Origin of the sequence: Nonomuraea sp. NPDC059007 (assembly GCF_042740555.1) — a bacterium.
In the GTDB taxonomy this organism is placed as follows: domain Bacteria; phylum Actinomycetota; class Actinomycetes; order Streptosporangiales; family Streptosporangiaceae; genus Nonomuraea.
In genome coordinates this window covers 211,682-236,965 of the sequence record NZ_JBHYJD010000007.1, presented here as the reverse complement: position 1 = coordinate 236,965, position 25,284 = coordinate 211,682, and the positions used below count along the sequence as shown (strand labels likewise).

Here is a 25,284-nt window from a genome sequence, read left to right as displayed (position 1 = left end):
TAATGCTCGCGGTGTAGGTGGGGGGCACCCTGGCCTAGGGGTGCTCAAGGGTGTGCGGTACGTCGCTGGGCCGGGGGCGCGGGCCCCGCGCCCTCGCTACCGCACCACCGGCAGGCGGCGTCCTCGAACGCCTCAGGTCCGCTCGTAGACCGCGACGTTGTAGAAGCGGCCGTCGTGCTCGCCGTCCTCGTTCGACAGGCTCCTCAGCCGGGGATGGCCGTCGAAGTGGGTGTGCAGGAGCCGGGCCTGCGGGCGGGAGTGCGTGAGGACCAGATGGCCGCCGGGCTCCAGCAGGCCGGCGAGCCGGTCGGCCACCGCGGGGGTGTTGCCCAGGTAGTAGAGGAGCTCACCGACGAAGATCAGGTCGTACGGCCCGCCCGCGTCCTCGGTCAGGATGTCCAGGCGCACGAACGTGGCCGACGACCCGGTGCGGGCCGCCTGCTCGCGGGCCCGGCGCAGCGCGCGGTGGGAGATGTCCGCCCCGACCGTCTCGGCCTCCGGGTGCGCGGCGGAGGCGAGCATCGTGAAGCAGCCCTCGCTGCACCCCACGTCGAGGACCCGGCGGTAGTCACGCTTGGGCACCTGCTCCAGCGTGGCCTTGTACTTCTCCCGCTCGTACGCGTCCACCGTGACGCTCCACGGGTCGGCGCGGATGTGCCAGAGATCGAAGTACCCGCGCAGCAGCCGTCGCTGAACCCGCGGCCCCGCCAGCGACATGGCTCCGAACAAGAGCTGATGAATCCGGTTGGGGCGCTCGTCCTCGGCCATGATCCTCCACATCTCCCAACGGCGTTCCGCCCAACCTACGTCGTGACCGGCGCGGACGATCGGGAACGCCGCGGAAACTCATGGCATGCGCGGGCTGATCCGCCCCTGGTCCACCAGCGCGAGATACACCGCGAACGCGCCGACGGCCCACATCTCCGCGTGGGCGGTGGACAGGATGATCTCCTCGCCGTCCCTGGACACGATCTCGTATCGCCCGAACGACAGGCGCCGCCAGGCGATGAGCACGTTCTCGTACACGAGCACGTCCAGCATCGCTGCCAGGTTCTCGCGGTTGGGGGCGGGCACGGGGGCAGGACTCCTCGCTCCCTCGCCGTCCCCTCCATTCTGCGGCCTCGCAGCGGGTTTTACCTAGAAACTACTGGGCGGCCGGGCGGGTGGCGGACTCGGAGCGCTCGTGTTCGCGGTCGGCGCGTTCCCGCTTGAGTACGGCACGCACCCCGAGCAGGAAGGCCGTGGCCACGACCGCGGGCGGGACGAGGGCGGCGACGACTTCATACATGCGGGCCAGTTTACGGCCCGGAACCTCCGGTCCCGCTCGCGGTGTACAAGCAGCGGAGGTGTAGTCATGAGAAGACTCCTGTTCGTGCTCTCCGCCGCGCTGGTCCTGGCGGCGGGCTGGCTCGCGACACCGGCGAACGCGGGCGGCTGGGCGATGACGTATCTGGACCCGCTGCCGGACCGGTTCCAGCCCGGCACGACCTACACGGTCGGCTTCTGGGTGCTGCAGCACGGCACGCACCCGTTCGAGGGCGACCTGGGCAAGACGGGCCTGCGGCTGACCGCCGCCGACGGCGAGGTCATGACCTTCGACGGTACGGCGCGGCCGGAAGCGGGCCACTACGTGACCTCGATCGCCGTCCCCAAGGGCACGTGGAAGGTGGAGGGCATCCAGGGACTGTTCAAGGAGCACGACGTCGGCACGCTCACCGTGCCCGGCGGCCTGAAGATCAACCCGCCGCCCCAGGATCTGCGCGGGGACGGCAAGGACTACTGGGGCGCGATCCGCCCGCCCGGCTTCCCGGCCGGCGGCACCGCCGACCGGGTGGCGGCGGCCCCGGCCCCGGCGTCGGCTCTCGTCCCGGCTCCGGTCTCGGTGCCTGCGCCTGCTGGGAAGGCGGCGGACGAGGCCGCGGGCTTCCCCCCGTACGCGCTGCTGCTGGCGGGGCTGGGTGGTGCGGCGGTCACCCTGGCAGGGGTACGGCTGGCCCGCAGACGCCCCATGGACGAGACCCCGGCGGACGGCAAGACGGACACGATCACCGTGTCCGGCTGATCGCCGCAGGTCGAGCGGCCGGGCGGTGGCCCTCGCCGGACGCGGCGGGGGCCACGCGCGTGATGGTTGGCGTCCACTCATCAGGGAACTACGGATCTTAGTAGCTTGGTGAGGAGGTGGCCGGCGTGCTCGTCGTGCTGATCCTGCTCGCGGTCGGCATCGCGGGCGTCTACTGCGTCTCGCTGGTCGTCGCGCCACGGGGAGTGCTGCGCGCGGGGCCGTACCTGTCGGGTGCGCGGCCGGCCGAGCACGCCCTGTCGCGCTACCACGTGCGCTGGTACGCCGTGACGCTCATCTTCCTGGCCTTCGACATGGAGATGGTGTTCATGTACCCGTGGGCGCTGGTCGTGGCCGAGGTGGGGACGGTCGCGGTGGTGGAGATGTTCCTCTTCCTCGGGTTGCTGATGGTCGGGGTGGTCTACGCCTGGCGGGAAGGGGCGCTGCGGTGGGTCTGAGGGGGTGGCTGCTGCGCCGCGCCGCCTCCCGGCCGCCGGTGCTGGTGGTCGCCGGGCCGTACGGCACGCGTCTTCGTCTGCTGGTCGAGGCGTGCGGGTGGCCACAGGCCCGCTCGCCCGCGGCGGCCGCGGTCCTGGTGACCTGCGGGCCGCTGGGCGAGAGACTGGCCGAGGCGGCCGACACCGTCTGGAACGACGTGCCGGGGCCGAGAGCCCGGGTATCCCTGCCCGCGGACGCGACGGCGGCGGAGGTGCGGGCCGCGCTGGAACGGGCCCGCGAGTCCCTGGCCGACGAGGCCGCCCAGCTACGGGACGCGGCAGGACACCTCACCACGGCCTGGCGCCCGGAGGAGGCCGGGCACACGATGTCGTGCGGCACGGGTGACCCGCCCGCTCCCTCCGACGGGCATGGATCCTCGGCCGGGGGCGGGGCTTCGCACGAGCACGCCGGCGGGCATTCGGGCGGGAGCGAGGCTTCGCACGAGCACTCGGGCGAGGGTGGGCATGAGGGGCACACGGGGGTTGTGGGCGGGGTGGCGATGGCCGGGCGTGGGCCGGATCGGGACGGGCTCATGCTGGACCTGCTGCACGTGCCCCTCGGGCCGGTACTGGCGGACTGGCCGGACGGGCTCGTCGTCGAGACGGTCATGCAGGGTGACGTCATCCAGCGGGCCGTCGTGGTGACGGGGCATCCCGGGACCGGGCGGAGCTTCTGGGCCGAGCCGTGGCTGGCCGCCGCCGAGGGCGAGCCGGTCACCCGCGGTGCCGCGGAACGTCGCCGGGCCGCGGCACACCTCGACAGCCTCGGCCGCCTCCTCGCCGTGGCAGGCTGGCCCGACGCCGCCCGCACCGCCCGCCACCTGCGCGACCGCCTCGTGCGAGACGACGGGGACGTGGCCGCCGGTTACGCGCGCTTCGCGCGGCGGGTGCGGAGGTCGTGGGTGCTCGCCTGGATGCTGCGTGGGCTCGGCCAGGTCGGCGTGGATCACGCGTTCCTGGCCGGAGACGTGCTCGACCGGGTGCACCGTCGGCTGGACGCGGCCGGTGACGCGATCGGGCGGCTGCGGGATCGCACGCCGCTGAGCGCAGACAGGGGACCGACCGGGTGGAGCCGGGCTGCTCTGGATCTTCTGCCCGATCTTCTGGAGGGCGCCGAACTGGCCGAGGCGCGGTTGATCGTGGCCAGTCTCGATCCCGATCTGGCCCAGCTCTCCTCCGAGGCGGCGCATGGGGGAGGTGGGGCGCGTGGGTGAGGTGGCCGGGCTGGTGGGTGGGCTCGGGGTGCTGGTGGTGGCCATGGCCCTGAGCGAGAGGAACTGGGCGGGCGTGGCGCGGGGGCTGGTGGTGCAGCGTCGGCGCACGCTTCTGCCCGATCTGCCGCTCACCCGGCTGGGCGTGGTGACGCTGCCGGTCGTCGCGGTGCTGGCCGCGCTCGTGCTGCCCGTGGGCGAGCGGGCGGTGCTGGACCTGGGCGTGGGGATCGTGTGGTTCAACGCGATGGAGGTCGGCGCCTGGGCGGCGGTGTGGCTGGCCGGCTGGGGGGCGAACTCGGTCTTCCCGCTGGTCGGCGGGTACCGGTTCGTGGCCCAGGGGCTGGCCTACGAGCTGCCGCACATGTTCGCGCTGATCACGGTGGCGCTGGGGGCGGGGTCGCTGCGGTTCGCCGACGTGGTGGCGGCTCAGCGGGGGCTCTGGTTCGTGGTGTGGATGCCGGTGGCGTTCCTCGTGTACCTGATCTCGGCTCTGGCCATGGCGTTCTGGGGGCCGATGGGGGAGCCGGCCGGGGCGGGCGTCGCCGGTGGGGTGACGGCCGAGCTGGCCGGGCCGGATCGGCTGGTGTTCCTCGCGGGGCGCTACGCGCTGCTGGTGGTGGCGGCCGCGGCGGCGGTGCCGCTGTTCCTGGGCGGCGGGACCGGGCCCTGGCTGCCCGCGTGGGCGTGGACGGCGGTGAAGACCGTGGCCGTGCTGGCCTTGTTCGCGGGGATCGGGCGGCAGGTGCCGGCCGTACGGATGGACAGGTTCATGACGTTCGCCTGGATGGTGCTCATTCCGCTGTCGCTGCTGCAACTGCTCGTCGTCGGGATCGTGGTGATGTGATGGCGTTCTGGATCCTGGCGGTGCTCGCGGTGGCGAGCGGGATCGCGGTGTTCGTGGTGGACTCGATGGCGCGGGCAACGTTCGCGCTGCTGGCCTCGCTGATCGCGGTCGGCGCGACGTTCTTCCTGATCGACCTGCACTATCTCGGTGCGCTGATCATCCTGATGATGATCATGGAGATGCTGGTGATGGCCGTCTTCATGATCATGTTCATGATGAACCCGGCGGGGCTCATGCCCATGTCGATGCTGCACAACAAGAAGGGCGCGGCGGCCATCTCCGCGGCGGTGTTCGTGCTGCTGGTGGCCGGGATCTTCCTGACCGACTGGCCGGACCGCGAGGGCGCGCCGCCGCCCGATCCCACCGAGGCCCTCGGCATGTCGATCATGGGTCCGAAGATGCTGGTCATGATGGTCATCGGGGTCGCGATCCTGGCCACGATGATCTCCACGGTGGTGCTGGCGACGCGGCGGGGCCGTTATGACGCTTGAGGGCTTCCTGCTGCTGGCCGCCGCGCTGTTCGCGATCGGCCTGTACGGCGCGCTGTCCCAGCAGTCGATCGTCATGCTCATGATGGGCCTGGAGCTCATGATCAACGGCCTCATCGTGGCCGGCGGCGCCTTCTGGTACTTCGTGGCGCCGCGGACGGCCGACGGCCAGGTCCTCGTGCTCGTCGCGGTAACCGTGATGGCGCTGGAGATGGCGATGGGCTTCGCCGTGACCACCGCCATCTTCCGCGCCCGCGACGTGGACACCACCGACGGCGCGGGGGACCTCAAGGGATGATCTGGATCCTGCCCGCCGCCGTCGGCGCCCTGCTCCTCCTGGTACGCCGGGCTCCGCGCGCCACAGCCGTCGCCACCGCGGCGGCCACCCTGGCGCTGGCCGTCTGGGCCGCCGTGGCCCGGCCCACGACGACCTTCCCCTTGGTCTTCACCTCCGGCTTCGCGGTCGACGGGCTGTCGGCCGTGATGGTGGTGACCGTGGCGGCGGTGGCGCTGGCGGTGCTGGTGTTCGCCACGGGCGAGCTGCGGGAGGCCAGGTTCTACGGCCTCATGCTGATCTTCGTCGGCGCGATGCTCGCGACCGTCACCGCGACCGAGCTGACCGTGCTGCTGATGGGGTGGGAAGTGATGGGCGCGATGTCGTACGCGCTCATCGGCTACTGGTGGCGCGACGGCGACCGGGTGACCTCGGCGGGGGTCGCGTTCGTGACCACGCGCGCGGGCGACCTCGGCCTGTACGCGGCCGCGGGAGCCGCCTTCGCCGCGGGTGGCACGTCCGGGCAGGTGCTCGGGCTGGCCGGACTGCCCGAGCTGCCGCAGCCGTGGCGGGACCTGGTGGCGGGCGGGATCGTGCTGGCCGCGCTCGGCAAGTCGGCCCAGCTGCCGTTCTCCTTCTGGCTGTCGCGGGCCATGGCCGGTCCGAGCCCGGTCTCGGCGTTGCTGCATTCGGCGACGATGGTGGCCGCGGGGGCGTACCTGCTGCTGAGGGTGCAGCCCTTGCTCGTCGCGACGGGGTGGGCGGGGGCGCTGGTGGCCTGGGCGGGTGGGCTGACCGCGCTGCTGCTCGGCGGGGTGGCGCTGGCTCAGCGCGACCTCAAGCAACTCCTGGCCGCCTCCACGTGCGCGCAGCTCGGGTTCATGGTGATGGGGTCGGTGGCCGGGGGCGCGGCCCATCTGGTGGCGCACGCGGCGGTGAAGAGCCTGCTGTTCCTGGGCGCGGGCGCGTGGCTGACCGCGCTCGGCACCAAGGACCTGTCCGAGCTGCGCGGGGCGGGCCGCCGCTATCCGGTGGTGGGGGCGAGCTTCGCCGTGGGCGCCCTGGCGCTGGCCGGGCTGCCGCCGCTGTCGCTGTGGGTGACCAAGGACAGCGTGCTGGCGGCCGTGCACGACCCCTGGCTGCACGCGATCGGGCTGGCCGCGGGCGCGCTGTCGGCCGCCTACGCGGGCAGGGCGCTGGTCGCGGTCTGGCGGGGTTCCCGCTCGGACGGGCGGCCACCGGAGACGCTCTCCTGGGCGCCGCTGCCGGTCCTGGCGGCGGGCGCGGCCGTGCTGGGCGTCGTCGGGCTGCCCGCGGTCTGGGCCTGGTGGTCCGGGCTGCTGGGCGATCCTGGCGCCGCGCGGGTGGAGGCGGGCTCGCTGGCGCTGTCGGGGGTGCTGGCCGCCGCCGCCGTTCTCAGCGCGCTGGTACGCCTGCCCGAGCCACGCGCGCTGACGGGCTGGCTGGGACTGGAGGCGGCGGCGCGGGCCGTGGTGTGGCGGCCGCTGCTCGCGCTGGCCAGAGGGGCGGCGTGGTTCGACGACCGGGTGGTCGACGGCGCGGTCGAGGCGGTGCCGAGGCTGGGGATGGCGGCGGCCAGGCTGGCGCGCACGCCGTTCGAGATGGGCGTGGACGGCGTGGTGCGGGCGGTCGGCGTCGCCGCCATGGGGCTGGGGCGGCTGGCCAGGCGCCCGCAGAACGGCCAGGTGCACACCTACCTCGCCCAGGCCGCCGTCGGCCTGATCATCCTGGCCGTCGCGATCGCGTTGGTGAGGTGAGCGATGCTCGACCTGGTGATCTTCCTGCCCCTGCTGGCCGCGGCCCTGCTGGCGGTGCCCGGGGTGAGCGCGCGCTGGGTGTGGGTGGGCGCCACGGCCGTGGACCTGGCGCTCGTCGTGGCCATGTGGCTCGGCTACGACGGCGGCATCGGCTACGAGACCAGGCTGCGCTGGATCCCGTCGGTCGGCGCCGGCTACCACGTCGGCGTGGACGGGCTTTCGCTGCCGCTGATCGCGATGACGGCGGTGCTGTTCCTGCTGTGCGCCGTCTACTCGTGGCGCGAGACGCGGCGGCCGAGGTCGTACGCGGCGCTGTTCCTGTTCCTGCAGACCGTCTCCATCGGCCTGTTCGCCGCGCTCGACCTGCTGGTCTTCTTCGTCTTCTTCGACCTGTCGATCGTCGGCATGTACTTCGTGATCGCCGGCTGGGGCCACGGCGACCGGGCCAGGTCGGCGCTGAAGTTCTTCCTGTACACCTTCCTCGGCTCGCTGGCGCTGCTGCTCGGCTTCATCGGCCTCTACCTGGGCGGCGGGACGTTCGACATGGTCGAGCTGATCGCCGAGCCGCCCGTGGTCCCGGCGGTGGTGCTGCTGGCGATCGGGGTGGGGCTGGCGGTCAAGACGCCGACGGTGCCGTTCCACACGTGGCTGCCGCCCGCGCACACCGACGCGCCCGCCGCGGGCTCGGCGATCCTCGCCGGCGTGCTGCTCAAGATGGGCACGTACGGCTTCGCCAGGATCGCGATGCCGATGCTGCCGGAGGCGTGGCGCGCGTACGCCTGGGTGATCATGGTGGTGGGCGTGGTCAGCGTGCTCTACGGCGCGCTGGTCGCCCTCGCCCAGGACGACCTCAAGCGCCTGATCGCCTACACCTCGGTCAACCACATGGGCTACATCGTGCTGGCGCTCGGCGCGGCCGGGCTGGCCCCGGGGGCCGAGCGGGCCAGGGAGCTCGCGGTCAGCGGCGCGGTCACCCAGATGGTCAGCCACGGGCTGATCACGGGGGCGCTGTTCCTGCTGACCGGCGTGCTCTGGGACCGGGCCAGAAGCTATGACGTCGGCAGATACGGAGGGATCGCCGGGACCGCCCCGGTGTTCACCACGATGGTGGCGGTCGCCGCCTTCGCCGCACTCGGCCTGCCCGGCCTGTCGGGCTTCATCGCGGAGTTCCAGATCTTCACCGGCGTGATCGGGGCGGGCGCGGTGGTGGCGGGAGTGCCGGCCATCCTCGGCATCCTGATCACCGCCGCGCTGCTGCTGCGCGTCTTCCACCGCGCCTTTCTCGGCGCGCCCGGCGAGCTGGCGGTCTCCGACGTACGGCCGCGCGAGCTGGCGGCCGTCGCGCCGCTCCTGGTGTTGTCCCTGGTCATCGGCCTGGCTCCGCGCTGGCTGCTGGACCTGATCGAACCCTTCTCCGCCGCGCTGGTGAGCCTGGTGAGCCGATGACCGGCATGGCGGAGAACCCGCTCGACCTGCTCCCCGAGCTGCTCATCCTGGCCGGGGCGGTGCTCGGCCTGCTGACCGGCCTGTTCGTGCCGCGCGAACGGCAGGGCGTCGTGGCCTGGATCTGCGCCGCGGCCCTGGCCGGTTCGCTCGCCGCGACGCTGGCCGTCATCGGCGGCCCTGACGTGATGGCCTTCGAGTCGTTCGCCGCCGACCTGCCCACGAACGTCGCCCGCCTCACCGTCGCCGCCGCCACCATGCTCGTGCTCCCCCTGGCCAGGTCCTGGGCCCGCGGCGACCGGCGGGAGAGCGAGGTGTACACGCTGGTCATGCTGGCCGCGCTCGGCGCGCTGGTGCTGGCGGGGGCCGACGACCTGCTGGTGCTGGTGGCCGCGTACCTGCTGGCGAGCATTCCCGCGTACGCGCTCACCGGCTTCGCCAAGGACGCCGCCGGCACCGAGGCGGCGCTGAAGTACTACCTGCTGGGCGCCTTTCTCGGCGTGCTCATGCTGGCCGGCGTCACCCTCGTCTACGGTACGGCCGGCGCCACCGCCTACCCCGGGCTGGACCGCGCCGCCCCCGGCGTGGCCGTGGTGCTGCTGCTGGCCGGGATGCTGGTGAAGGCCGGCGGCGTACCGGGTCATTTCTGGGTGCCCGACGCCGCCGAGGGTGCCTCCAGGCCCGTGGCGGCGTTCCTGACGACGGTGCCCAAGGCGGGCGCGTTCGTGGCGCTGTACCGGCTGGCCCAGGACGTCTTCGACCAGCCCATGCTGCTGGCGGTCCTGGCGGCGGTGACGATGACGCTGGGCAACCTGGCCGCCTTCGCGCAGGACAACGTGCGCCGCCTGCTGGCGTACTCGACCGTGAGCCAGGCCGGGTACCTGCTGGTGCCGGTGGCGATGGCGGGTCGCGGCGAGTTGGCGGAACCGGCGCTGCTGTTCTACGTGGCCGCCTACGCGGTCACGAACCTGGGCGCGTTCGCGGTCGTCGCGGCGGCAGGGACCGACCGGCTCTCCGGGTACGCCGGGCTGGCCAGGCGTTCGCCCTGGCTGGCGTTCTCGCTGGTGGTCTGCCTGCTGGGGCTGGTGGGCACGCCGCCGACGGCGGTGTTCGTCGGCAAGGTGCTGGTGTTCGCCGCGGCGTGGCAGGGCGGCTACGCCTGGCTGGCGGTGGTGGCCGCGCTCAACACGGTGGCGAGCCTGTTCTACTACCTGCGCTGGATCCGGCCGCTGTACGCGGCCGGGGAGGGTGAGACGCAGGGGAACGGGTGGGTGGCCTACGTCTGCGCCGCGGTCTCCCTGGGACTGGGAATAGCCAGCGGAGCGGTCTTGCTTATACCCTCAGGGGGTATCAACTGAGGAGGAAGCATGCGACGCCTGAACGCCCTGGAGCCCGAGCAGGCCCCGGCCAGGTCCCGTGAACTGCTGAACGAGATCATCGAACGGCGCGGCTCGGCGGGCGAGATGGTCGCCACCATGGCCCACTCCCCGGCGCTGCTGGAGGGCTATCTCACGTTCTCGCGGGCCATGAAACGGGTGAAGATCCCCCGGCCGCTGTCGGAGAAGATCTCGCTGGCCGTACAGGAGTGGATCGGTTGCGCGATGTGCAAGCAGGCGCACGAGCGGGCGGCGCTCGCGGCCGGGCTGAGTGCGAGCGACGTGGAGCTCGCCCGCCAGGGGACCTCGACCGACGCGCGCGAGGCGGCGCTCATCGGCGTGGCCGTGCGGGTGCTGGCCGACCCGGGCTCGCTCACCGACGAGGACGTCGCGGAACTGCGCGCGCACGGCTGGAGCGACCGGGTCATCGCCGAGGTCGTCGGCCTGGTCTCGCTGAACCTGCTGACCGGCGCGTTCAACCTGCTGACGGGGATCGAGCCGAAAGCAGAGACCGCAGCGACGTGACGAGCACGCCGCCCGCCTCCCCGCCGTCGAGGCGGGCGGCCTCCACCTCCTGCGCCGCGGTGTGCAGGAGCGCGAAGAACGAGCTGACCTGCCACGACACCGGCACGTCCGTACGGAAGTCGCCGCTGTCGCGGCCCCGCTCGATCAGCTCCTCGACCCGCTTGAGCGGTTCGGCGTGCCGTTCGCGGATGCGCTCGGTCGGCAGCGTGCGGTCGGCGGCGACGAACAGGCGGCTGTGCCGGTTGAGTGTCTCCCAGGACGAGCCCACCAGCCGGGCGAGCGCGTCGGGGGCGGGCAGCGTGGCCAGCTCCGGGTCGTCCAGCGCCAGATGCGCCTCGGCGATCGCGCGGGCCAGGACCGCGTCCACCAGGTCCTCGCGTGATGGGAAATGCCCGTAAAGGGTGACCCGGCCCACGCCCGCGGCCTTCGCCACCTCCGCCACGCTCGCACCGGGATCGCCGCTCAGCAGGCGTTGTCCGGCGGCGAGGATGGCTTCGATGTTGCGTTCGGCGTCGGCGCGGACCATGGCACGACCCTAACGCCTAGCGCATCCGCACCAGCAGCCCGCGCACGCGGCGCAGATCGCGCAGCCGGTGCTCGTACGTGGCGCCGGTGAACAGCAGGAACGCGCCCGCCAGCGCGATCGGCAGCCAGCGCGGCCCCTGGCCGACCAGCTCGCCGATCGCCGGGGCGAACTCGTGCGCCGCCGTCACCACCAGGACCGCCCCGCCGAGCAGCAGCGGTGCCTGCAGGCGGGCGCGGGCTCCGGCCAGGGTGGCGGCGAAGGCGGCGGCGCCCAGCAGGAGCGGGCGCAGGAGCGCCGGGTCGTTCCAGGCCGCCACGAGGCTGGGCAGGAAGGTCAGCGCCAGGGCGGAGCCGTACCCGATCCAGGAGGAGACGGTGGGGTCGCGCCGCCGTACCAGCCAGGCCGCGATCAGCCCCGCGACCGACAGCGGCACCGTGTACGCCTCCGGCGCCGTCACCCCTTCGAGCGCCAGCTTGATCCAGAGCGCGAGCTGCAGGAGCAACAGACCGGCCCAGCGGGTGTCGCGGCGCTCGGGCCGCAGCGACACCGCCAGCGCCAGAACCCCGGTCGTGGCCAGCGCCAGGCAGGCCAGAGCGGGTTCGCTCGTTGTCAGCAGCACCCCGGCCACCGCCAGTGCCCATCCCGGCAGCTCGACGGCCACCGCGACCGGCCGGGGGTGCAGCCGCGCGGCGGTCAGCGCGGCCAGCGCCGCGACGGCGATCAGCGCGAACGCCGCCTGCTCCCCGGGCAGCCCGGCCGCGAGCGCCGCGGCCAGCGCCAGGCCGCCGCCCGCGACGGTGGCCGTCGCGGCCGCGCCCCGCCGCACGCGAAGGTCGCGCGCCCGCACCGCGAGCGCGCCAGCGAGCAGCGTCAGCCCCGCGAGAACCCCCAGCGTGTACGGCGCCGCCGCCAGCGACCACACCACCAGGTGCGCCGCCAGCACGAGCGCCATCCAGCCCGCCAGACGATCCCGCCCGGCCTGCACGGCGAGCGCCACCACCACACACCCCAGGAACGCCGCCACCCCCGCATACGGCAGCATCGCCGCCACCGGGACCAGTTGGAGACACAGCGGTACCGCCACCGTGGCCATCGCCAGGCCCGCCCGCCCGCCGCCCAGCCGCCGCGCCGTGATCACGTAGGCGACCGTCACCAGGACTCCCACGGCCAGCGGCGTGCCGGTGCCGCCGAGATCGCCGGGTAGCGCCATCGACGTCTCCTCCACCGCGAACACCTCACCGGGCACCCCCGCCCAGGGGCGGACGAGCCAGCCGTAGGGGAACGCGACGACCATCACCCACGCGGGCAGATGCGGCAGCAGGGCGGCGGCGCCGGCCAGGATCGCGCCCAGGGCCAGCGCCTCCTGCTGCTTCCTCGTGCGCCGTGCGGAGGCCGCGGCCATGGCGAGCGCGCCCACGGCGAGCACGATCGACAGCCTCAGGACGTCACCCGCCATGCCCAGGGCCACCGTCCAGAGGACGCCGGCGGTCGCGCCGAGCGGCACCGCCACCGCGCGGTGCGTGAGCATGGCCGCCCTGACCAGGAGGACGGCGATCATCAGGAGCAGCAACGCCGCGTTCTCGCTGGTGACCCCGGCGCTGAGCGCCGCCGCCACGCCTTCGGCGCCGATCGCCAGCCCGGTCACCGCCGAGGCCGCCGAGGTGACCGGGGAGCCGCGCCCGCGCAGCGCGCAGAGCAGGCCGATGGCGGCGATCGCGCCCAGGACGGCCAGCGTCGCGGTCCGGTCGGCCAGCGACCAGGAGACGGCCAGCGTCCCGGTCCACAGCCCGGCCGCGCCCGCCGTGCCCGCGGTCCTGCCGAGACCGGGCAGGTCGGTGGCGGCCACGGCCGACCACAGGGCCAGCGTGCCGGTGACGCCCACGAGGAAGGCCAGCGACACCCAGTACGGCAGGTCGGACGCCAGCGGAACCGCCGTCAGCGCCACCGGGTAGGCCAGCGAGGCGACCCCGGCGGCCGCCGCGCGGCCCCAGCGCGCCCCGGCCGCCAGCGTTCCGGCGGTCGCCGACAGGATCAGCACCGCGAGCAGCGCGCCGTCCGGATGGTCGGGGAGGGCCCATTGCAGCGACTCCTCCGGCGATCCTGCCGCCTCCGGCCAGGCGTTCCGGATCCAGGTCAGGGGGCCGAACAGGGCGGGGCCCGCCGTACTGGAGAGGGCGAAGGGCGCGAGCACCGCCAGGACGCCCGCCTCCGCCACCGCCGCGTCCCGCCACCGGCCGCGCGGACGGCGCCACGCCGAACAGGCGGCCAGCACCGCCGCCACGGCGATCACCAGGGCGCGCTCCGGCCCGCTCACCCAGATCGCGAACGCGCTCAGCACCACGGCCGCCGCCTCCACCGCGCCCCGCCCGCCGGGCCGAACCGCGCGGGTGAGCCGGTCGAGCAGGCCGAGCAGCAGCGTGCGGCCGATGGTCGGGGCGTCCACCACGGCACGGGTCAGCTTGCGCGAGGGCCGCGTCACCACGAGCGTGAACGCCCTGACGGCCAGCAGCGCCCCCGCCGCCCAGGCGCCTGCGGCCACCGCGCCCGGTCCTGAGAACAGGGACAGCGCGAGCACCCCCGCCATCAGCGTCGCCCCGGCGCCGGTCAGGGCCTGGGCCGGCGCCGTACGCGCGCTGACCGCCCCCACCGCCAGCACCGCGCCCAGCCCCGCCGCCACGAGCACGGTGGCCTCGCGATCCGCCAGCGACCAGCACACGGCCAGCGCCGCGAGATAGCCGCCCACCCAGACGGCGGGCCCGGCCCGCCGCGCGCCCGTCCACAGCGCGAACGCCGCGGTCCCCGCGACGACCAGCAGCGCCATCGGGTACGGCAGGCCCGCCCCGACCGGCAGCACCACCACCGCGCCCGATCCCAGCACCCACACCCCGGCCCGGCGCCACCGCCGATCGCCCACCGCGGCCAGCGACAGGGCCAGGGCGAGCAGGCCCAGCGTGACGGCGTCGCCCGCGCTCACCTGCCAGATCTGGCGTGCGGGTACGTCCAGCGGTGCCGCGGGCCATGGGCTGGCGAGCCAGGAGAAGGGCGCCGTGGCCACGGTCAGCAGGGAGGGGCCGGCGAAGACGGCGGCCAGCGGGAGCACGACGAGCACGCCGCCGCGCACGCCGGGACGCAGCCCGGCCGGCAGGTGGCGCACGACCGCCAGAACCACACAGGCCGCCGCCGCCCAGACGGTCACCTGCCACGGGCCGGTCGCGCCCCAGGACCCGCCCACACCCCAGGGTCCGGCCGTGCTCCAGAACCTCTCTGGGCCGTTTGCCGGGAAGGGCGGGGTTTCCGGGGTGAGCAGGCCTGCCAGGGCGGTCAGGTTCTCCGGGGTCAGCAGGGACAGGGGGATTGCGGCCAAGGTGGACATGGCGGCCAGGCCCGAGGCGGCGGCCACCGGGAAGCGCCAGGCCGCCCCGCGGGCCGACAGCGCCCACGCGGCGAACAGGGCCGTCATCGCGGCCAGCGTCGCGGCGGCGGCCGGGGCCACGGCGGGCTCCGCGGTGGCGGCCACCATGATGCCCAGGGCCAGGGCCGCCGTCCCGGCGAGGGCGGCGACGGCGGCGGAGACCGCGTACTCGAGGACGGCCAGGCGGTCGCGGGCCACCCGCCACAGGGCGTAGTCGGCCGCGCAGGCCAGGACGGCCACGGCCGCCGCCCAGGGCAGTCCCGCCACCGACATGTCGAGGACGGCGAGGGCCATCGCTCCCAGGGCGACGTTGGCCAGGACGATCGCCGTGGGGGCGGGCAGGCGTAGCGGCGACATCCAGGCGTAGGCCGACCAGAGCACCGTCAGGGCGGCGGCGGCCAGGGCCACGATCCAGAACGGGTGCGGCGCCGCCGTGCCTGCCTCGGAGGGCGGGCCGGACAGGGCTTGGGCGATGGCCACGCCGTCCAGGGGGAGGAGGACCAGGCCCAGGTAGGCGACGGTTTCCGCGGTGGCGGCCAGGCGGCGGCGTACCAGCAGCCAGGGGACCGCCAGCACGCCCAGCGTGAACGCGCACAGGATCAGCGCACGCAACGCGGGGACGTCCCAGCTGACCAGCGTGAACACGATGGCGGCGATCGACAGCAGCACACCGCCCAGGCCGAGCAGCACGTTCTGCACGGCCCGATGCGACAGATCCCACCGCCTGCCACCACCGCTCTCACCGCCCGCCGGTCTGGTGGCCGCTTGTCCGGCCGACTCCCGCCCGATGGCCGTGGGCTCGGGTGTCGCGGACCCGGCGGACGCGGCCCCGACAGTCGCGGGCTCGGGGGCTGTGGACGCGGCGGGTTCGGACCTGGCCGTCGCGGGCTCGGGGATCGCGGACGCGGCGGGCGTGGGTCTGGGGGTCGTGGCCTCGGCGGTCGGGGGTTCGGGGGTTGTTGGCTCGGGTGGGGTGGGGTGGTTGCCGGTCACCGTTGCCGTGGCGCGGAGGCGGGTCAGGGCGGTTTCGCGGCGGGCCAGGAGGGCGGCGCGTTCGTGGTCCAGGGCTGCCAGCGACTTCGCGACCGCCGCGTACTCCTCGGCCGCCGCCCCGGTCAGTACCGTGCCGCATTGCGGGCAGGAAGGGGCGCGCTGGGGCTGGACGGTGTCGCAGACTGGGCAGGACGACAGATCCATGAGCGGGAACCTCGCGCTATGTCGGGATTCTCACCGACCTTGCCGTAAATTTCGCGAATTGTCTGGAGATCAGGTCAACCTGGCTGATCTTGACAACGTTGTCACGTCCGCCCTAGCGTCAACCCGGCCCCCACCAGTGGAGATGACTTGCGCACCCTGCACCAAGGCTGGACCCTGACCGGCTCGGACTTCTCCGGCATCCCCGCCACGGTCCCCGGCTGCGTACACACCGATCTGCTGACGGCGGGCCTGATCGACGACCCCTACCTCGACCGCAACGAGGAACGGCTCGCCTGGATCGGCCGCACCCCCTGGACCTACGAGACGACGTTCGACTGGACCGACACCGGCGAGGACCGCGTGGACCTGGTCTGCGCCGGGCTCGACACCGTGGCGACCGTGCTGGTCAACGGCATGCAGGCGGGCCGCACCGCCAACATGCACCGGACCTACCGCTTCGCGGTCGAACACCTGCTGCGCGAGGGCGCCAACACGCTGACCGTCCACTTCGACTCGCCCTACGCCTACGCCGAGGCCCGCCGCGCCGAGCTGGGGGAGCGGCCCGGCGCCTACGCGGAGCCGTACCCCTTCATCAGGAAGATGGCCTGCAACTTCGGCTGGGACTGGGGGCCGACGCTGGTCACGGCGGGCATCTGGCGGGCGATCGGGCTGGAGTCCTGGTCGGGCGCGCGGCTGGCGGAGGTGCTGCCGACCGCGCGGGCCGACGGCGAGGTCGAGGTGCGCGTCCGGGTGGAGCACGCCCGTCCCGCCGCGTGCGAGGTGGTCGCGGAGGCGGCGGGGGCCGAGGCGCGGGTACGGCTGGCCGCCGGGCAGACCAGTGCCGTCCTGCGGATGCGGGTGGAGGACCCGGAGCTGTGGTGGCCCCGAGGGTATGGGGAGGCCCGGCTGTACGAGCTGACGGTGCGGCTCGGGGACCAGGTGCGGACCGAGCGCATCGGCTTCCGCGACGTCCACGTCGACCGGGAGGCTTTCCGCCTGACGGTCAACGGCGCCCCCGTCTACGTCAAGGGCTTCAACTGGATCCCGAACGACTGCTTCCCCGCCCGCGTCACCGCCGCGAACCTGGCCGAGCGCTTCACCCAGGCCACCGACGTCGGAGCCAACCTCCTGCGCGTCTGGGGCGGCGGCACGTACGAGTCGGACGCCTTCTACGACCTCGCCGACGAGCGCGGCCTGCTCATCTGGCAGGACTTCCCGTTCGCCTGCGCCGCCTACCCGGAGGAGGAGCCCCTCTGGAGCGAGGTCGAGGCCGAGGCCCGCGACAACGTGGCCCGCCTGATGCGCCATCCGTCGCTGGTCCTGTGGTGCGGCAACAACGAGAACATCGAGGGCTTCTGGCATTGGGGCTGGAAGAAGGAGCTCGCCGGGCGTACCTGGGGAGAGGGTTTCTACCAGGATCTGCTGCCGCGCGTCGTGAACGAGGTCGACCCGGCGCGCGCGTACTGGCCGGGCAGCCCCTACTCTGGCACGCCCGACCGCGACCCGAACGACCCCTCGCGTGGCACGATCCACATCTGGACCGTCTGGAACGCCCAGGACTACACGCACTACGCGAACTACACTCCACGCTTCGTGGCCGAGTTCGGCTTCCAGGGCCCGCCCGCCTACGCCACCCTGCGCAGGGCCTCCTCCGACCAGCCGCTCACGCCCGACTCCTCCCCGCAGAAGGCGATCGGCGGCCAGGACAAGCTCCTGCGCGGCCTCGGCGCGCACCTGCCGCGGCCGGAGACGTTCGACGACTGGCACTACTACACCCAGCTCAACCAGGCCCGCGCGATGGCCTTCGGCGTCGAGCGCTTCCGCGCGCTCATGCCGTACTGCATGGGCACGATCATCTGGCAGTTCAACGACTGCTGGCCGGTCACGTCCTGGTCGGCCGTAGACGGTGACGGCCGCAAGAAGCCTCTCTGGTACGGCATGCGCCGCGCCTACGCCCCCCGGCTCCTCACCTTCCAGGGCACCGAACTGGTGGCGGTCAACGACTCCGCCGAGCCGTGGGAGGGCGAACTGGCGATCACCAGGATGTCCGTCACCGGCGAGACGCTGGCCAAGGAGTCGGTGACGATCAGGGTCGAGCCGAGGGCCGTGCTGGGCGTGGAACCCGCGATAGCCGACCTGGCGACGGGCGAACTGCTGGTCGCCGAACTGGACGGCACGAGAGCGCTGCGCCCGGCCGAGGAGGACCCCGAGATGGGCTACCCGGTGGCCGACTACACGACCGAGGTGGAGCCGGTGAACGACGGCGTGCGGCTGCGGGTGACCGCGAGGACGATCCTGCGCGACCTGGCCGTCTTCCCCGACCGCCTCGCCCCCGACGCCAAGATCGACGACCAGTTGGTCACCCTGCTGCCGGGGGAGAGCACCACCTTCCACATCACCACGACTCAGCACCTGGACCACAAGGCGCTGACCCGCTACCCGGTCCTGCGCTGCGTGAACGAACGCCGCTGAGCCCGAGCCCTCAACCGGCCAAGAGCGGAGTTGTCACGGCGAGCACCCCGTGAGCCCTCACGACCATCGCTCGACAGACCCCGGCGGGGTACGGCGGACCGGGCAACCCGGCTTGCCGTAACCCCGCAAGGGGGTTGGCACGCGGCACCCCGGCGAGGCGAACGCACAGAACCCGGCCGTAACCCGGTGGGTTGGCACGCGGCACCCCGGCGAGGCGAACGCACAGAACCCGGCTTGTCGCAACCCGGGGGTTGGTAGGCAGAACCCCGGCGAGAAGGTCGGCGGCCGGACGCGCGGAAACTCGCAGCGGTACGGGAAAGCGGTTAGGGGCGGGATTGGGGGCTTGGGGGGCCGGTGGGGTGGTGTTCGATGATGGTGCCGAGGGTCTCGTCGATCGCCTTCAGGGCGTCGGGGCCGAGGCGGACGCCCGCTGCCGCCGCCGAGTCCGTGATCTGCTCCGGGCGGGAGGCGCCGACGATGGCGCTGGAGACGTTCGGGTTGGCCAGCGTCCACGCGATCGACAGTTGCGCGAGCGTGAGGCCGTGGTCGGCGGCCAGGGGGCGGAGGTTCTGGACGCGGGTCAGGACGTCGTCCGTCAGCAGCCGGGTCACGTACTGGCCGCCCTCCGGGTCGGTGGCGCGGGTGCCGGACGGAGGAGGGGCGCCGGGCGGGTACTTGCCGGTCAGCACGCCCATCGCCATCGGCTGGAAGATCACCTGGCCCACGCCCTCGCGCTCGCACAGCGGCACGATCTCGGGCTCGATGACCCGGCGCAGCATGTTGTACTGCGGCTGGTTGGACACGATCCGGTCGAGGCCCATGTCGCGGGCCACGCCGAGCGCCTCGGCGATCTCGGGGGCGGTCCACTCCGAGACGCCCACGTAGAGGACCTTGCCCTGGCGTACCAGGTCGTCGAAGGCCCGGAGCGTTTCCTCTAGCGGGGTGCTGTAGTCGTAGCGGTGGGCCTGGTAGAGGTCAATGTAGTCGGTGCCCAGGCGGCGCAGGGAGTTCTCCGCCGAGCGCAGGATGTGCTTGCGGTTGAGGCCGCGGTTGTTCCTTCCGCCGCCGGTCGGCCAGTAGACCTTGGTGAAGATCTCGATCTCGTCGCGCCGTTCCGTCCGGAGGGCGCGGCCGAGCACCTCCTCGGCGCGGCCTTCCGCGTAGGCGTCGGCAGTGTCGAACGTGGTGATGCCCATGTCCAGCGCGGCGCGGACGCAGGCGCGGGCCCGGTCCTCGTCGATCTGCGAGCCGTGGGTGATCCAGTTGCCGTAGGCGATCTCGCTGACCATGAGGCCGCTGCGCCCGAGATGACGAAATTCCATGCTTTAGCTCGATTCACGGATCACTAGGTGTGGGGTGAGGACCAGCGCGGCGCGCGACGGACGCTCGCCGGCGCCGAGCCCGGAGATGAGCGAGGTCAGCAGCCTGACCATCTCCCTGCCCATGTCCTCGATGGGCTGGTGCACCGAGCTGAGCCCGGTGAACTGCGCGTGGCTGGAGTCGTCGAACCCGACCACCGCCACGTCCTGCGGCACCCGCCGCCCCGCCTCGGCCAGCACCCGCAGCGCGCCGACGGCCATGAGGTCGGAGGCGGCGAAGACCGCGTCCAGATCGGGCGTGCGCTCCAGCAGTTCGCGCATGCAGCGGGCGCCGCTGAGCTCGGTGAAGTCCCCGTGGGCGATGTACTCGGGCAGGCCCGCCAGCATGAGCGCCTCCCGGTAGCCGCCCAGCCGGTGCAGCCCCGCGATCATGTCGATCGGCCCGGAGATCGTCGCGATCTTCCTGCGTCCGCGCTCCAGCAGGTGGCCGACGGCGACATGCGCGCCCAGATGGTTGTCCACGTCCACCATCTGCGGCACGACCTGCGGCCCGATCGAGCGCCCGCCCTGCACCGTCGGCACCCCGATGTTCACCAGGAACCCCGGCAGCGGATCGTCGCGGTGCTGCGACAGCAGGAGCACGCCGTCGACGTGCCCGCCCGACAGGTACCCCTCCAGGTTCGCCCGCTCCTCCGGCGTCCCCGCCATCGTCAGCAGCAACTGCCGGCCCGTGGCGGTCAGCTCCGAGGTGATCCCGCGGATGATCCCGGCGAAGAACGGGTCGGAGAAGAGCCTCGCCTCAGGCTCGGCGATCACCAAGGCGATGCTGTCGGTACGGCTGGCCGCCAGGGACCTCGCGGCGTGGTTGGGCACGTAGTTGAGCTCCGCGACGGCCCGCTCCACCAGTTCCCGGGTCTCCGGGCTGACGTTCTCCGCCCCGTTGATCACCCGCGACACGGTGCCCCGGCCGACCCCGGCGTGCGCCGCCACCTCCTCCAGCGTGACCCGCTTCCTGGCCCCGCTCACCACCTCCGGCCTCCCGTCCGAGCGGCGGTCAAAGCAGGCCCTTGCGGATGCGGGCGGCGTACCAGAGGGCGGAGTCCTTCGGGGTGCGCTTCTGCGTGCCGAAGTCCACGTGGACGATGCCGAAGCGCTGGCCGTATCCGTGGGCCCACTCGAAGTTGTCCAGCAGGGACCAGGCGAAGTAGCCCTTGAGCGGCACGCCCCTGTTCACCGCCTCGGCGCAGGCGGAGATGTGCCGCTCCAGGTAGTCGATGCGCTCCGGGTCGTGGACCGCGCCGCCGGAGCTGACCGAGTCGGCGAAGGCGGCGCCGTTCTCGGTGATGTAGAGGTCGATCGCGGGATAGTCCTTGACCACCCGCTGCAGCAGGTCCAGCAGGCCGTTCTCGTCGATCTCCCAGCCCATGCCGGTGCGGGGGCGGCCGCCGTCCACCCAGTGCGCCGACTCGGCGCCGATCCACGGGGTGGTGCCGGAGGGGACGGGGTCTGCGGCGGCGACGAGGGCGGGGGAGTAGTAGTTGATGCCCAGCATGTCGAGCTTGCGGGAGATCGTGGCCAGGTCGCCGTCCTTCACGTGGCTGAAGTCGCTGAGGTGGGACAGGTCCGCCAGCACGTCCTCGGGGTAGGCGCCGAGCAGGACGGGGTCGATGAACAGGCGGTTCTGGATGCCGTCGATGCGGCGGGCCGCGTCCACGTCGGCGGGCGAGGTCGTGGCGGGCGTCACGTGCGACATATTCAAGGTGATGCCGATATTTCCGGACAAAAGTGGTACGGCCAGCCCATGCCCCAGCAGGAGATGATGCACGGCCTTCACCGCCTGCTCAGGCTCGGCCCGCCCCGGCGCGTGCTCACCGTTGGCGTACCCGAGCAAGGCCGAGCACCACGGCTCGTTCAACGTGGTCCAGTTCTCCACCCGGTCGGACAACGCCGTGTGCACGATGTCGGCATATTCGGCGAACCGGTAGGCGGTGTCGCGGTTGGGCCACCCGCCCGCGTCCTCCAAGTACTGCGGCAGATCCCAGTGGTAGAGCGTCGGCCACGGCGTGATGCCACGTTCCAGCAGCGCGTCCACGAGGCGCCGGTAGAAGTCCAGGCCCGCCTGGTTCACCACTCCCCGCTCCGGCACGATCCTCGGCCACGCCACCGAGAACCGGTAGGCCCGCAACCCGAGCCCCGCCATCAGCCGCACGTCGTCGAGGTAGCGGTGGTAGTGGTCGCAGGCCACGTCACCGTTCTCACCGTCGCGCACCTTGCCCGGCGTGCGGCTGAAGGTGTCCCAGATGGACGGCCCCCTGCCGTCATCCGCGAACGCGCCCTCGATCTGGTAGCTGGACGTCGCCGCACCCCAGAGAAACGAACTGCTCATGCCTTGACGGCTCCTTCCATGATGCCGCCGATGATCTGGCGGCCGAAGACGATGAAGACGGCGAGCAGCGGCAGCGTCGCCACCAGCGTCCCGGCGAACATCAGCGTGTAGTCGGTGTAGTACTCGGTGGCGAGCTGGCTGAGCGAGAACTGGACGGTCGGGTTGTCCGCCTCCAGCACCGCCCTCGGCCAGATGAACTCGTTCCAGGTCCCCATGAACGTGAAGAGCGCCAGTACAGCCGCGCCCGGCCGCAGCGCGGGCAGCACGACGCTCCAGTAGACGCGGAAGCTGGAGCTCCCGTCGACGATCGCCGCCTCGATCAGCTCGTCGGGCACCGCCCTGATCGCGTACTGCCGCATCAGGAACACCCCGAACGCCGACACCAGGAACGGCACGATGACCGCCTGCATGGTGTTCTGCCAGCCCAGCTCCACCATGACCATGTAGAGCGGGATGATCCCCATCTGGACGGGGATCATCATCGTGCCCAGGACGATCACCAGCAGCGCCCCGCGCCCCCGGAACTTCAGCTTGGCGAAGGCGAACCCGGCCAGCGAGCAGAAGAACACGGTCGAGACCGTCACCGCGACCGAGGCGAGGGCCGAGTTGAGCATGCCGAGCGCGAAGTTGGCCTGCTCGGCCTCGAACAGCCGGGTGACGTTGGCGCCGAGCTCCCCGCCCGGCGTCATGGGCGGCGGGTACTGGCCGACGACGTCGTTGGTCCGCGTGGCGATGACGAACATCCAGTAGAGCGGGAAGACCGAGATCACGATCGCGGCGAGCAGGGTCAGGTAGACCAGCTTGTTCCGCCTGATCACTTCATCCTCCTGGAGATCAGGTAGTTCACCAGCGCGATCAGCACGATGAGGACGAAGATCATCCAGGCGACGGCGGAGCCGTATCCGTAGTCGAACTCCTCGAAGGCCTGCTGGAACATGTACATGGCGGCGGTCTGGAACTGCCGCAGGCTGCCGCCGGTCAGGTCGCCCTGCCCGAACAGCAGCGGCTCGGTGAACAGCTGCATGCCGCCGATCGTCGACATGATCACCGTGAAGATCACCGCGGGCTTGATCATCGGGATGGTGATCTGCCAGAACTGCCGCGCCTTCGAGGCCCCGTCGAGCTCGGCGGCCTCGTAGACGTCGCGCGGGATCGACTGCATGGCCGCGAGGTAGATCAGCGCGTTGTAGCCGGTCCAGCGCCAGTCGACCATGACTGCGATCGCCGTCCACGACGACCACTTGTCGGCCTGCCAGTCGACGGGCTCCACGCCGACGAGCCCGATCGCCCAGTTGGCCAGTCCCGCGTCCCGCGAGAACAGCTGCGAGAACACGATCGCCACCGCCGCGATCGAGGTGATCATCGGCGCCAGCACGCCCATGCGCAGGAACGTCAGCCCGCGCAGCGGCCGGTTGAGCAGACTGGCCAGCACCAGCGCGATGAGCAACTGCGGCACGCCGGCGACAAGGAACATCCCGACCGTGTTGACGACCGCGTTCCAGAAGTCCGGATCGGCGAACAGCACGGCGAAGTTCTCGAGCCCGACGAACCCCTGGTTCCCGCTGACAAGATCCCACTTGTGCAGCGACACCCAAGCCGTGTAGATCAATGGAAATAGCCCAAAACACGCAAAAATCACGAAAAAGGGCGCGATATAGAGGTACGGCGCGGCGTTCCGGTCGAAGCGCGACCGGAGACTGGACTTGGGAACCTTCTTGGCGTGCCCGCCTCTGGCCGACGGTTTCACCCCGAGATCAACACTCACGACTCAGCCCCCTCGGATGGCCGGCGATGGCCGTGACGGCGCGCACCACGTCCGGCGTGAGAAGCGACCCCCACGATCGGCGCCAGCCCATGGCGGCGGGTGGCGTGGGGGTGGCGTCGCCGTAACGGATGGCGGGGTGACGGACAGAAGCACAACGGACGGCAGCACAACGGCCAGAAGCGCGACAGATGGCGCAAAAAACAGAAGCACGGCAGAAACCGGGCTATTTCGCGCTGCGTTTGGCGTCGGTGAGGGCCTTGGTCCAGGCTTGGGCGGCGTCGAGTTTGCCCTGTTCGAGGGCCAGAAGCGCCTCGCCCACGCGGTCGCCCACAGCCTGGTTGCCGGGGCCGAGGTAGACCGGCTTCAGCGTCTTGGCCGACTCGCCGAAGATCTGGCCGACCGGCGCGTTGTTGAAGTACTCGTTCGTGAACGCCCGCACCGCCGGGTCGTCGATGGCCTGCGGCGAGGACGGGAAGTTGTTCTCCGCCTTGAACGCCGCCAGCTGCCCCTCCGGGCTGGTCAGGAACTTGGCCAGCTCGGCCGCCTCCTTCGGGTGCCTGCTCTGCTTGGGCACCGCCAGGAACGAGCCGCCGCGCACCGCGCCCGAGCCGGGTACGCGGGCCACGTCCCACTGGCCCTTGAGCCCGTCGCCGGCCTGCTCCTTGATCAGTCCGAGCATCCAGGCCGGGCAGGCGATGGTGGCGAACGAGCCCTTCTTGAACCCGGCGTTCCACTGCGGGCCCCACATCTGGAGCTTGGCCGACAGGTCCGCGCCGACCATGGCCGTGGTCGTGTCCCAGGCGGTCCTGACGCCGGGGTTGGTGTCGATGACGAGTTTGTTGGCGGTGTCGAAGTAGGTGTGGTCGCCCTGCTGCATGAGGACGTTCTGGAAGATGCCGCCCGCGGAGTCGAAGAACTTCGCCTCCTTGACGGCCGCCACGAACTTCTTGCCGGTCTCGGTGTAGTCCGCCCAGGTGGGCCAGAGCTTGCCGACCTCCTCGCGGCCGGTCGGCAGCCCGGCCTTCTCGAACAGGTCGCGGCGGTAGCACATGCCCTGGGCGCCGACGTCGGTGCCGAGGCCGATCAGCGTCTTGCCGTCGGGGGTGAGGGCCTGCTTCCACTTCCATTCGAGGAACTTGTCCTGGAGCGGGGCGGCGCCGTGGTCGAGGAGGTTGACGAAGTTGCCGGGCTTGGCCATGAACTGGACGAGGATGCCCTCCTCCAGGGCGACGACGTCGCCGGCGCCGCTGCCCGCGGCCATCCACTGCTGGAGTTTGGGAAGGTAGTCGCCGAGCTGGGCGATGTTCTCTTCCTTGATCGTGATGTTCGGGTGGGAGGCTTCGTACTTCTTGTACAGTTCCTCGTAGCCGAACTTGCTGAAGGTCTTGACGACCAGCTCGATCTTCCCGCCCGCCTGGGGGGTTTCCTCCTTGGCGGCGCCGCCGCAGGCGGCCGTGGCCACCAGGCTTGCGAGGGTGACCGCGGCGAAGAGTCCGCGGCGAACGTGAGTCGTCATGCGGGGGGTACCTCTCTGGGAAACTGGACGAGGGGCCTGCGTTTGACGCCGCCGGCACCGGTGTCTAGCTCCGTATGGGAGCGCTCCCATGACGTTAGACCATGATTCGGTCCGTGTGAAAGGTCTCCGGCATAACGGAAATTTCCCTCTTGACGCTGACCCTCCTTGTCAGTAAAGATCACGCCGACGCCGC

At 72.2% G+C, this 25,284-nt stretch carries 22 protein-coding genes; 11 read left to right on the top strand and 11 right to left on the bottom strand.

Annotated elements, in window-relative coordinates; translation table 11 throughout:
* Window positions 1-132: 132 nt before the first annotated feature.
* The 3 genes from ACFWY5_RS14155 to ACFWY5_RS14145 form a co-directional block, all read right to left on the bottom strand.
* Window positions 133-768 carry a class I SAM-dependent methyltransferase gene (locus tag ACFWY5_RS14155; RefSeq protein WP_379632115.1) on the bottom strand — a complete coding sequence of 212 codons (636 nt, stop codon included), beginning with the start codon at window positions 766-768 and terminating at the stop codon, window positions 133-135.
* 78 nt (window positions 769-846) lie between these two features.
* On the bottom strand, window positions 847-1,074 hold the full coding sequence (locus ACFWY5_RS14150; protein ID WP_379609570.1) for a hypothetical protein: 228 nt from the start codon (window positions 1,072-1,074) through the stop codon (window positions 847-849).
* A 70-nt stretch (window positions 1,075-1,144) separates the two neighbouring features.
* Window positions 1,145-1,288, bottom strand: coding sequence for a hypothetical protein (locus ACFWY5_RS14145; protein ID WP_184974673.1), 144 nt, complete (start codon window positions 1,286-1,288; stop codon window positions 1,145-1,147).
* Between the two features lie 66 nt (window positions 1,289-1,354).
* On the opposite strand from ACFWY5_RS14145, the gene ACFWY5_RS14140 reads away from it, so the two are divergent.
* The 10 genes from ACFWY5_RS14140 to ACFWY5_RS14095 all read left to right on the top strand — a co-directional run bounded on the left by ACFWY5_RS14140 (window position 1,355) and on the right by ACFWY5_RS14095 (window position 10,498).
* Complete coding sequence (locus ACFWY5_RS14140; RefSeq protein ID WP_379632113.1) at window positions 1,355-2,062, top strand: hypothetical protein; 708 nt, start codon at window positions 1,355-1,357, stop codon at window positions 2,060-2,062.
* Between the two features lie 125 nt (window positions 2,063-2,187).
* Window positions 2,188-2,517 carry an NADH-quinone oxidoreductase subunit A gene (locus ACFWY5_RS14135; RefSeq protein ID WP_379632111.1) on the top strand — a complete coding sequence of 110 codons (330 nt, stop codon included), beginning with the start codon at window positions 2,188-2,190 and terminating at the stop codon, window positions 2,515-2,517.
* Complete coding sequence (locus ACFWY5_RS14130; protein ID WP_379632109.1) at window positions 2,508-3,770, top strand: hypothetical protein; 1,263 nt, start codon at window positions 2,508-2,510, stop codon at window positions 3,768-3,770. Before ACFWY5_RS14135 ends, ACFWY5_RS14130 begins: the two co-directional genes overlap by 10 nt.
* Window positions 3,763-4,614: an NADH-quinone oxidoreductase subunit H gene (locus ACFWY5_RS14125; RefSeq protein ID WP_379632107.1), complete on the top strand. Its 852-nt coding sequence runs from the start codon at window positions 3,763-3,765 to the stop codon at window positions 4,612-4,614. The genes ACFWY5_RS14130 and ACFWY5_RS14125 overlap by 8 nt, the downstream gene beginning before the upstream one ends.
* Window positions 4,614-5,105, top strand: a complete 492-nt coding sequence (locus ACFWY5_RS14120) for an NADH-quinone oxidoreductase subunit J (protein WP_379632105.1) — start codon at window positions 4,614-4,616, stop codon at window positions 5,103-5,105. The genes ACFWY5_RS14125 and ACFWY5_RS14120 overlap by 1 nt, the downstream gene beginning before the upstream one ends.
* Window positions 5,095-5,400 carry an NADH-quinone oxidoreductase subunit NuoK gene (nuoK, locus tag ACFWY5_RS14115; protein WP_379609576.1) on the top strand — a complete coding sequence of 102 codons (306 nt, stop codon included), beginning with the start codon at window positions 5,095-5,097 and terminating at the stop codon, window positions 5,398-5,400. The genes ACFWY5_RS14120 and nuoK overlap by 11 nt, the downstream gene beginning before the upstream one ends.
* On the top strand, window positions 5,397-7,154 hold the full coding sequence (locus ACFWY5_RS14110; RefSeq protein ID WP_379632103.1) for an NADH-quinone oxidoreductase subunit L: 1,758 nt from the start codon (window positions 5,397-5,399) through the stop codon (window positions 7,152-7,154). The genes nuoK and ACFWY5_RS14110 overlap by 4 nt, the downstream gene beginning before the upstream one ends.
* Before the next feature lie 3 nt (window positions 7,155-7,157).
* Window positions 7,158-8,600: a NuoM family protein gene (locus ACFWY5_RS14105; RefSeq protein ID WP_379632101.1), complete on the top strand. Its 1,443-nt coding sequence runs from the start codon at window positions 7,158-7,160 to the stop codon at window positions 8,598-8,600.
* Window positions 8,597-9,955, top strand: coding sequence for an NADH-quinone oxidoreductase subunit N (locus tag ACFWY5_RS14100; RefSeq protein WP_379632099.1), 1,359 nt, complete (start codon window positions 8,597-8,599; stop codon window positions 9,953-9,955). The genes ACFWY5_RS14105 and ACFWY5_RS14100 overlap by 4 nt, the downstream gene beginning before the upstream one ends.
* A 9-nt stretch (window positions 9,956-9,964) precedes the next feature.
* Window positions 9,965-10,498 (top strand): carboxymuconolactone decarboxylase family protein, encoded by a 534-nt coding sequence (locus ACFWY5_RS14095; protein ID WP_379609580.1) that lies wholly within the window; start codon window positions 9,965-9,967, stop codon window positions 10,496-10,498.
* On the opposite strand, the gene ACFWY5_RS14090 is transcribed toward ACFWY5_RS14095, so the two are convergent.
* Together ACFWY5_RS14090 and ACFWY5_RS14085 are read right to left on the bottom strand one after the other, a co-directional pair.
* Window positions 10,449-11,024, bottom strand: a complete 576-nt coding sequence (locus ACFWY5_RS14090) for a TetR/AcrR family transcriptional regulator (RefSeq protein ID WP_379609581.1) — start codon at window positions 11,022-11,024, stop codon at window positions 10,449-10,451. The two genes, ACFWY5_RS14095 and ACFWY5_RS14090, sit on opposite strands and share 50 nt — an antisense overlap.
* A 16-nt stretch (window positions 11,025-11,040) precedes the next feature.
* Entirely contained in the window at window positions 11,041-15,633 is a 4,593-nt protein-coding gene (locus ACFWY5_RS14085) for an SCO7613 C-terminal domain-containing membrane protein (RefSeq protein WP_379632097.1), read from the bottom strand.
* Between the two features lie 147 nt (window positions 15,634-15,780).
* Here ACFWY5_RS14085 and ACFWY5_RS14080 point away from each other — a divergent pair, with 147 nt between their 5' ends.
* Window positions 15,781-18,105, top strand: a complete 2,325-nt coding sequence (locus ACFWY5_RS14080; protein ID WP_379632095.1) for a glycoside hydrolase family 2 protein — start codon at window positions 15,781-15,783, stop codon at window positions 18,103-18,105.
* Window positions 18,106-18,428: 323 nt separating this feature from the next.
* Here ACFWY5_RS14080 and ACFWY5_RS14075 read toward each other — a convergent pair whose 3' ends face one another.
* The 6 genes from ACFWY5_RS14075 to ACFWY5_RS14050 all read right to left on the bottom strand — a co-directional run bounded on the left by ACFWY5_RS14075 (window position 18,429) and on the right by ACFWY5_RS14050 (window position 25,091).
* A complete protein-coding gene (locus tag ACFWY5_RS14075; RefSeq protein ID WP_379609584.1) occupies window positions 18,429-19,427 on the bottom strand; it encodes an aldo/keto reductase family protein in 999 nt (332 codons plus the stop codon).
* Between the two features lie 3 nt (window positions 19,428-19,430).
* Window positions 19,431-20,450, bottom strand: coding sequence for a LacI family DNA-binding transcriptional regulator (locus tag ACFWY5_RS14070; protein ID WP_379632093.1), 1,020 nt, complete (start codon window positions 20,448-20,450; stop codon window positions 19,431-19,433).
* Window positions 20,451-20,478: 28 nt separating this feature from the next.
* Window positions 20,479-21,810 (bottom strand): GH1 family beta-glucosidase, encoded by a 1,332-nt coding sequence (locus ACFWY5_RS14065; protein ID WP_379632091.1) that lies wholly within the window; start codon window positions 21,808-21,810, stop codon window positions 20,479-20,481.
* Window positions 21,807-22,628 (bottom strand): carbohydrate ABC transporter permease, encoded by an 822-nt coding sequence (locus ACFWY5_RS14060; RefSeq protein ID WP_379609587.1) that lies wholly within the window; start codon window positions 22,626-22,628, stop codon window positions 21,807-21,809. The genes ACFWY5_RS14065 and ACFWY5_RS14060 overlap by 4 nt, the downstream gene beginning before the upstream one ends.
* Window positions 22,625-23,401: a carbohydrate ABC transporter permease gene (locus ACFWY5_RS14055; RefSeq protein WP_379609588.1), complete on the bottom strand. Its 777-nt coding sequence runs from the start codon at window positions 23,399-23,401 to the stop codon at window positions 22,625-22,627. Before ACFWY5_RS14055 ends, ACFWY5_RS14060 begins: the two co-directional genes overlap by 4 nt.
* Before the next feature lie 397 nt (window positions 23,402-23,798).
* Window positions 23,799-25,091 carry an extracellular solute-binding protein gene (locus ACFWY5_RS14050; protein WP_379632089.1) on the bottom strand — a complete coding sequence of 431 codons (1,293 nt, stop codon included), beginning with the start codon at window positions 25,089-25,091 and terminating at the stop codon, window positions 23,799-23,801.
* Between the last annotated feature and the right edge of the window lie 193 nt (window positions 25,092-25,284).

Coding starts and splice junctions, on each gene's coding strand:
- ACFWY5_RS14120 (WP_379632105.1), top strand. CDS start 4,614: ATGGCGTTCTGGATCCTGGCGGTGCTCGCGGTGGCGAGCGGGATCGCG.
- ACFWY5_RS14065 (WP_379632091.1), bottom strand. CDS start 21,810: ATGAGCAGTTCGTTTCTCTGGGGTGCGGCGACGTCCAGCTACCAGATC.
- ACFWY5_RS14085 (WP_379632097.1), bottom strand. CDS start 15,633: ATGGATCTGTCGTCCTGCCCAGTCTGCGACACCGTCCAGCCCCAGCGC.
- ACFWY5_RS14090 (WP_379609581.1), bottom strand. CDS start 11,024: ATGGTCCGCGCCGACGCCGAACGCAACATCGAAGCCATCCTCGCCGCC.
- ACFWY5_RS14105 (WP_379632101.1), top strand. CDS start 7,158: ATGCTCGACCTGGTGATCTTCCTGCCCCTGCTGGCCGCGGCCCTGCTG.
- ACFWY5_RS14050 (WP_379632089.1), bottom strand. CDS start 25,091: ATGACGACTCACGTTCGCCGCGGACTCTTCGCCGCGGTCACCCTCGCA.
- ACFWY5_RS14140 (WP_379632113.1), top strand. CDS start 1,355: ATGAGAAGACTCCTGTTCGTGCTCTCCGCCGCGCTGGTCCTGGCGGCG.
- ACFWY5_RS14075 (WP_379609584.1), bottom strand. CDS start 19,427: ATGGAATTTCGTCATCTCGGGCGCAGCGGCCTCATGGTCAGCGAGATC.
- nuoK (WP_379609576.1), top strand. CDS start 5,095: ATGACGCTTGAGGGCTTCCTGCTGCTGGCCGCCGCGCTGTTCGCGATC.
- ACFWY5_RS14095 (WP_379609580.1), top strand. CDS start 9,965: ATGCGACGCCTGAACGCCCTGGAGCCCGAGCAGGCCCCGGCCAGGTCC.
- ACFWY5_RS14145 (WP_184974673.1), bottom strand. CDS start 1,288: ATGTATGAAGTCGTCGCCGCCCTCGTCCCGCCCGCGGTCGTGGCCACG.
- ACFWY5_RS14155 (WP_379632115.1), bottom strand. CDS start 768: ATGGCCGAGGACGAGCGCCCCAACCGGATTCATCAGCTCTTGTTCGGA.
- ACFWY5_RS14100 (WP_379632099.1), top strand. CDS start 8,597: ATGACCGGCATGGCGGAGAACCCGCTCGACCTGCTCCCCGAGCTGCTC.
- ACFWY5_RS14110 (WP_379632103.1), top strand. CDS start 5,397: ATGATCTGGATCCTGCCCGCCGCCGTCGGCGCCCTGCTCCTCCTGGTA.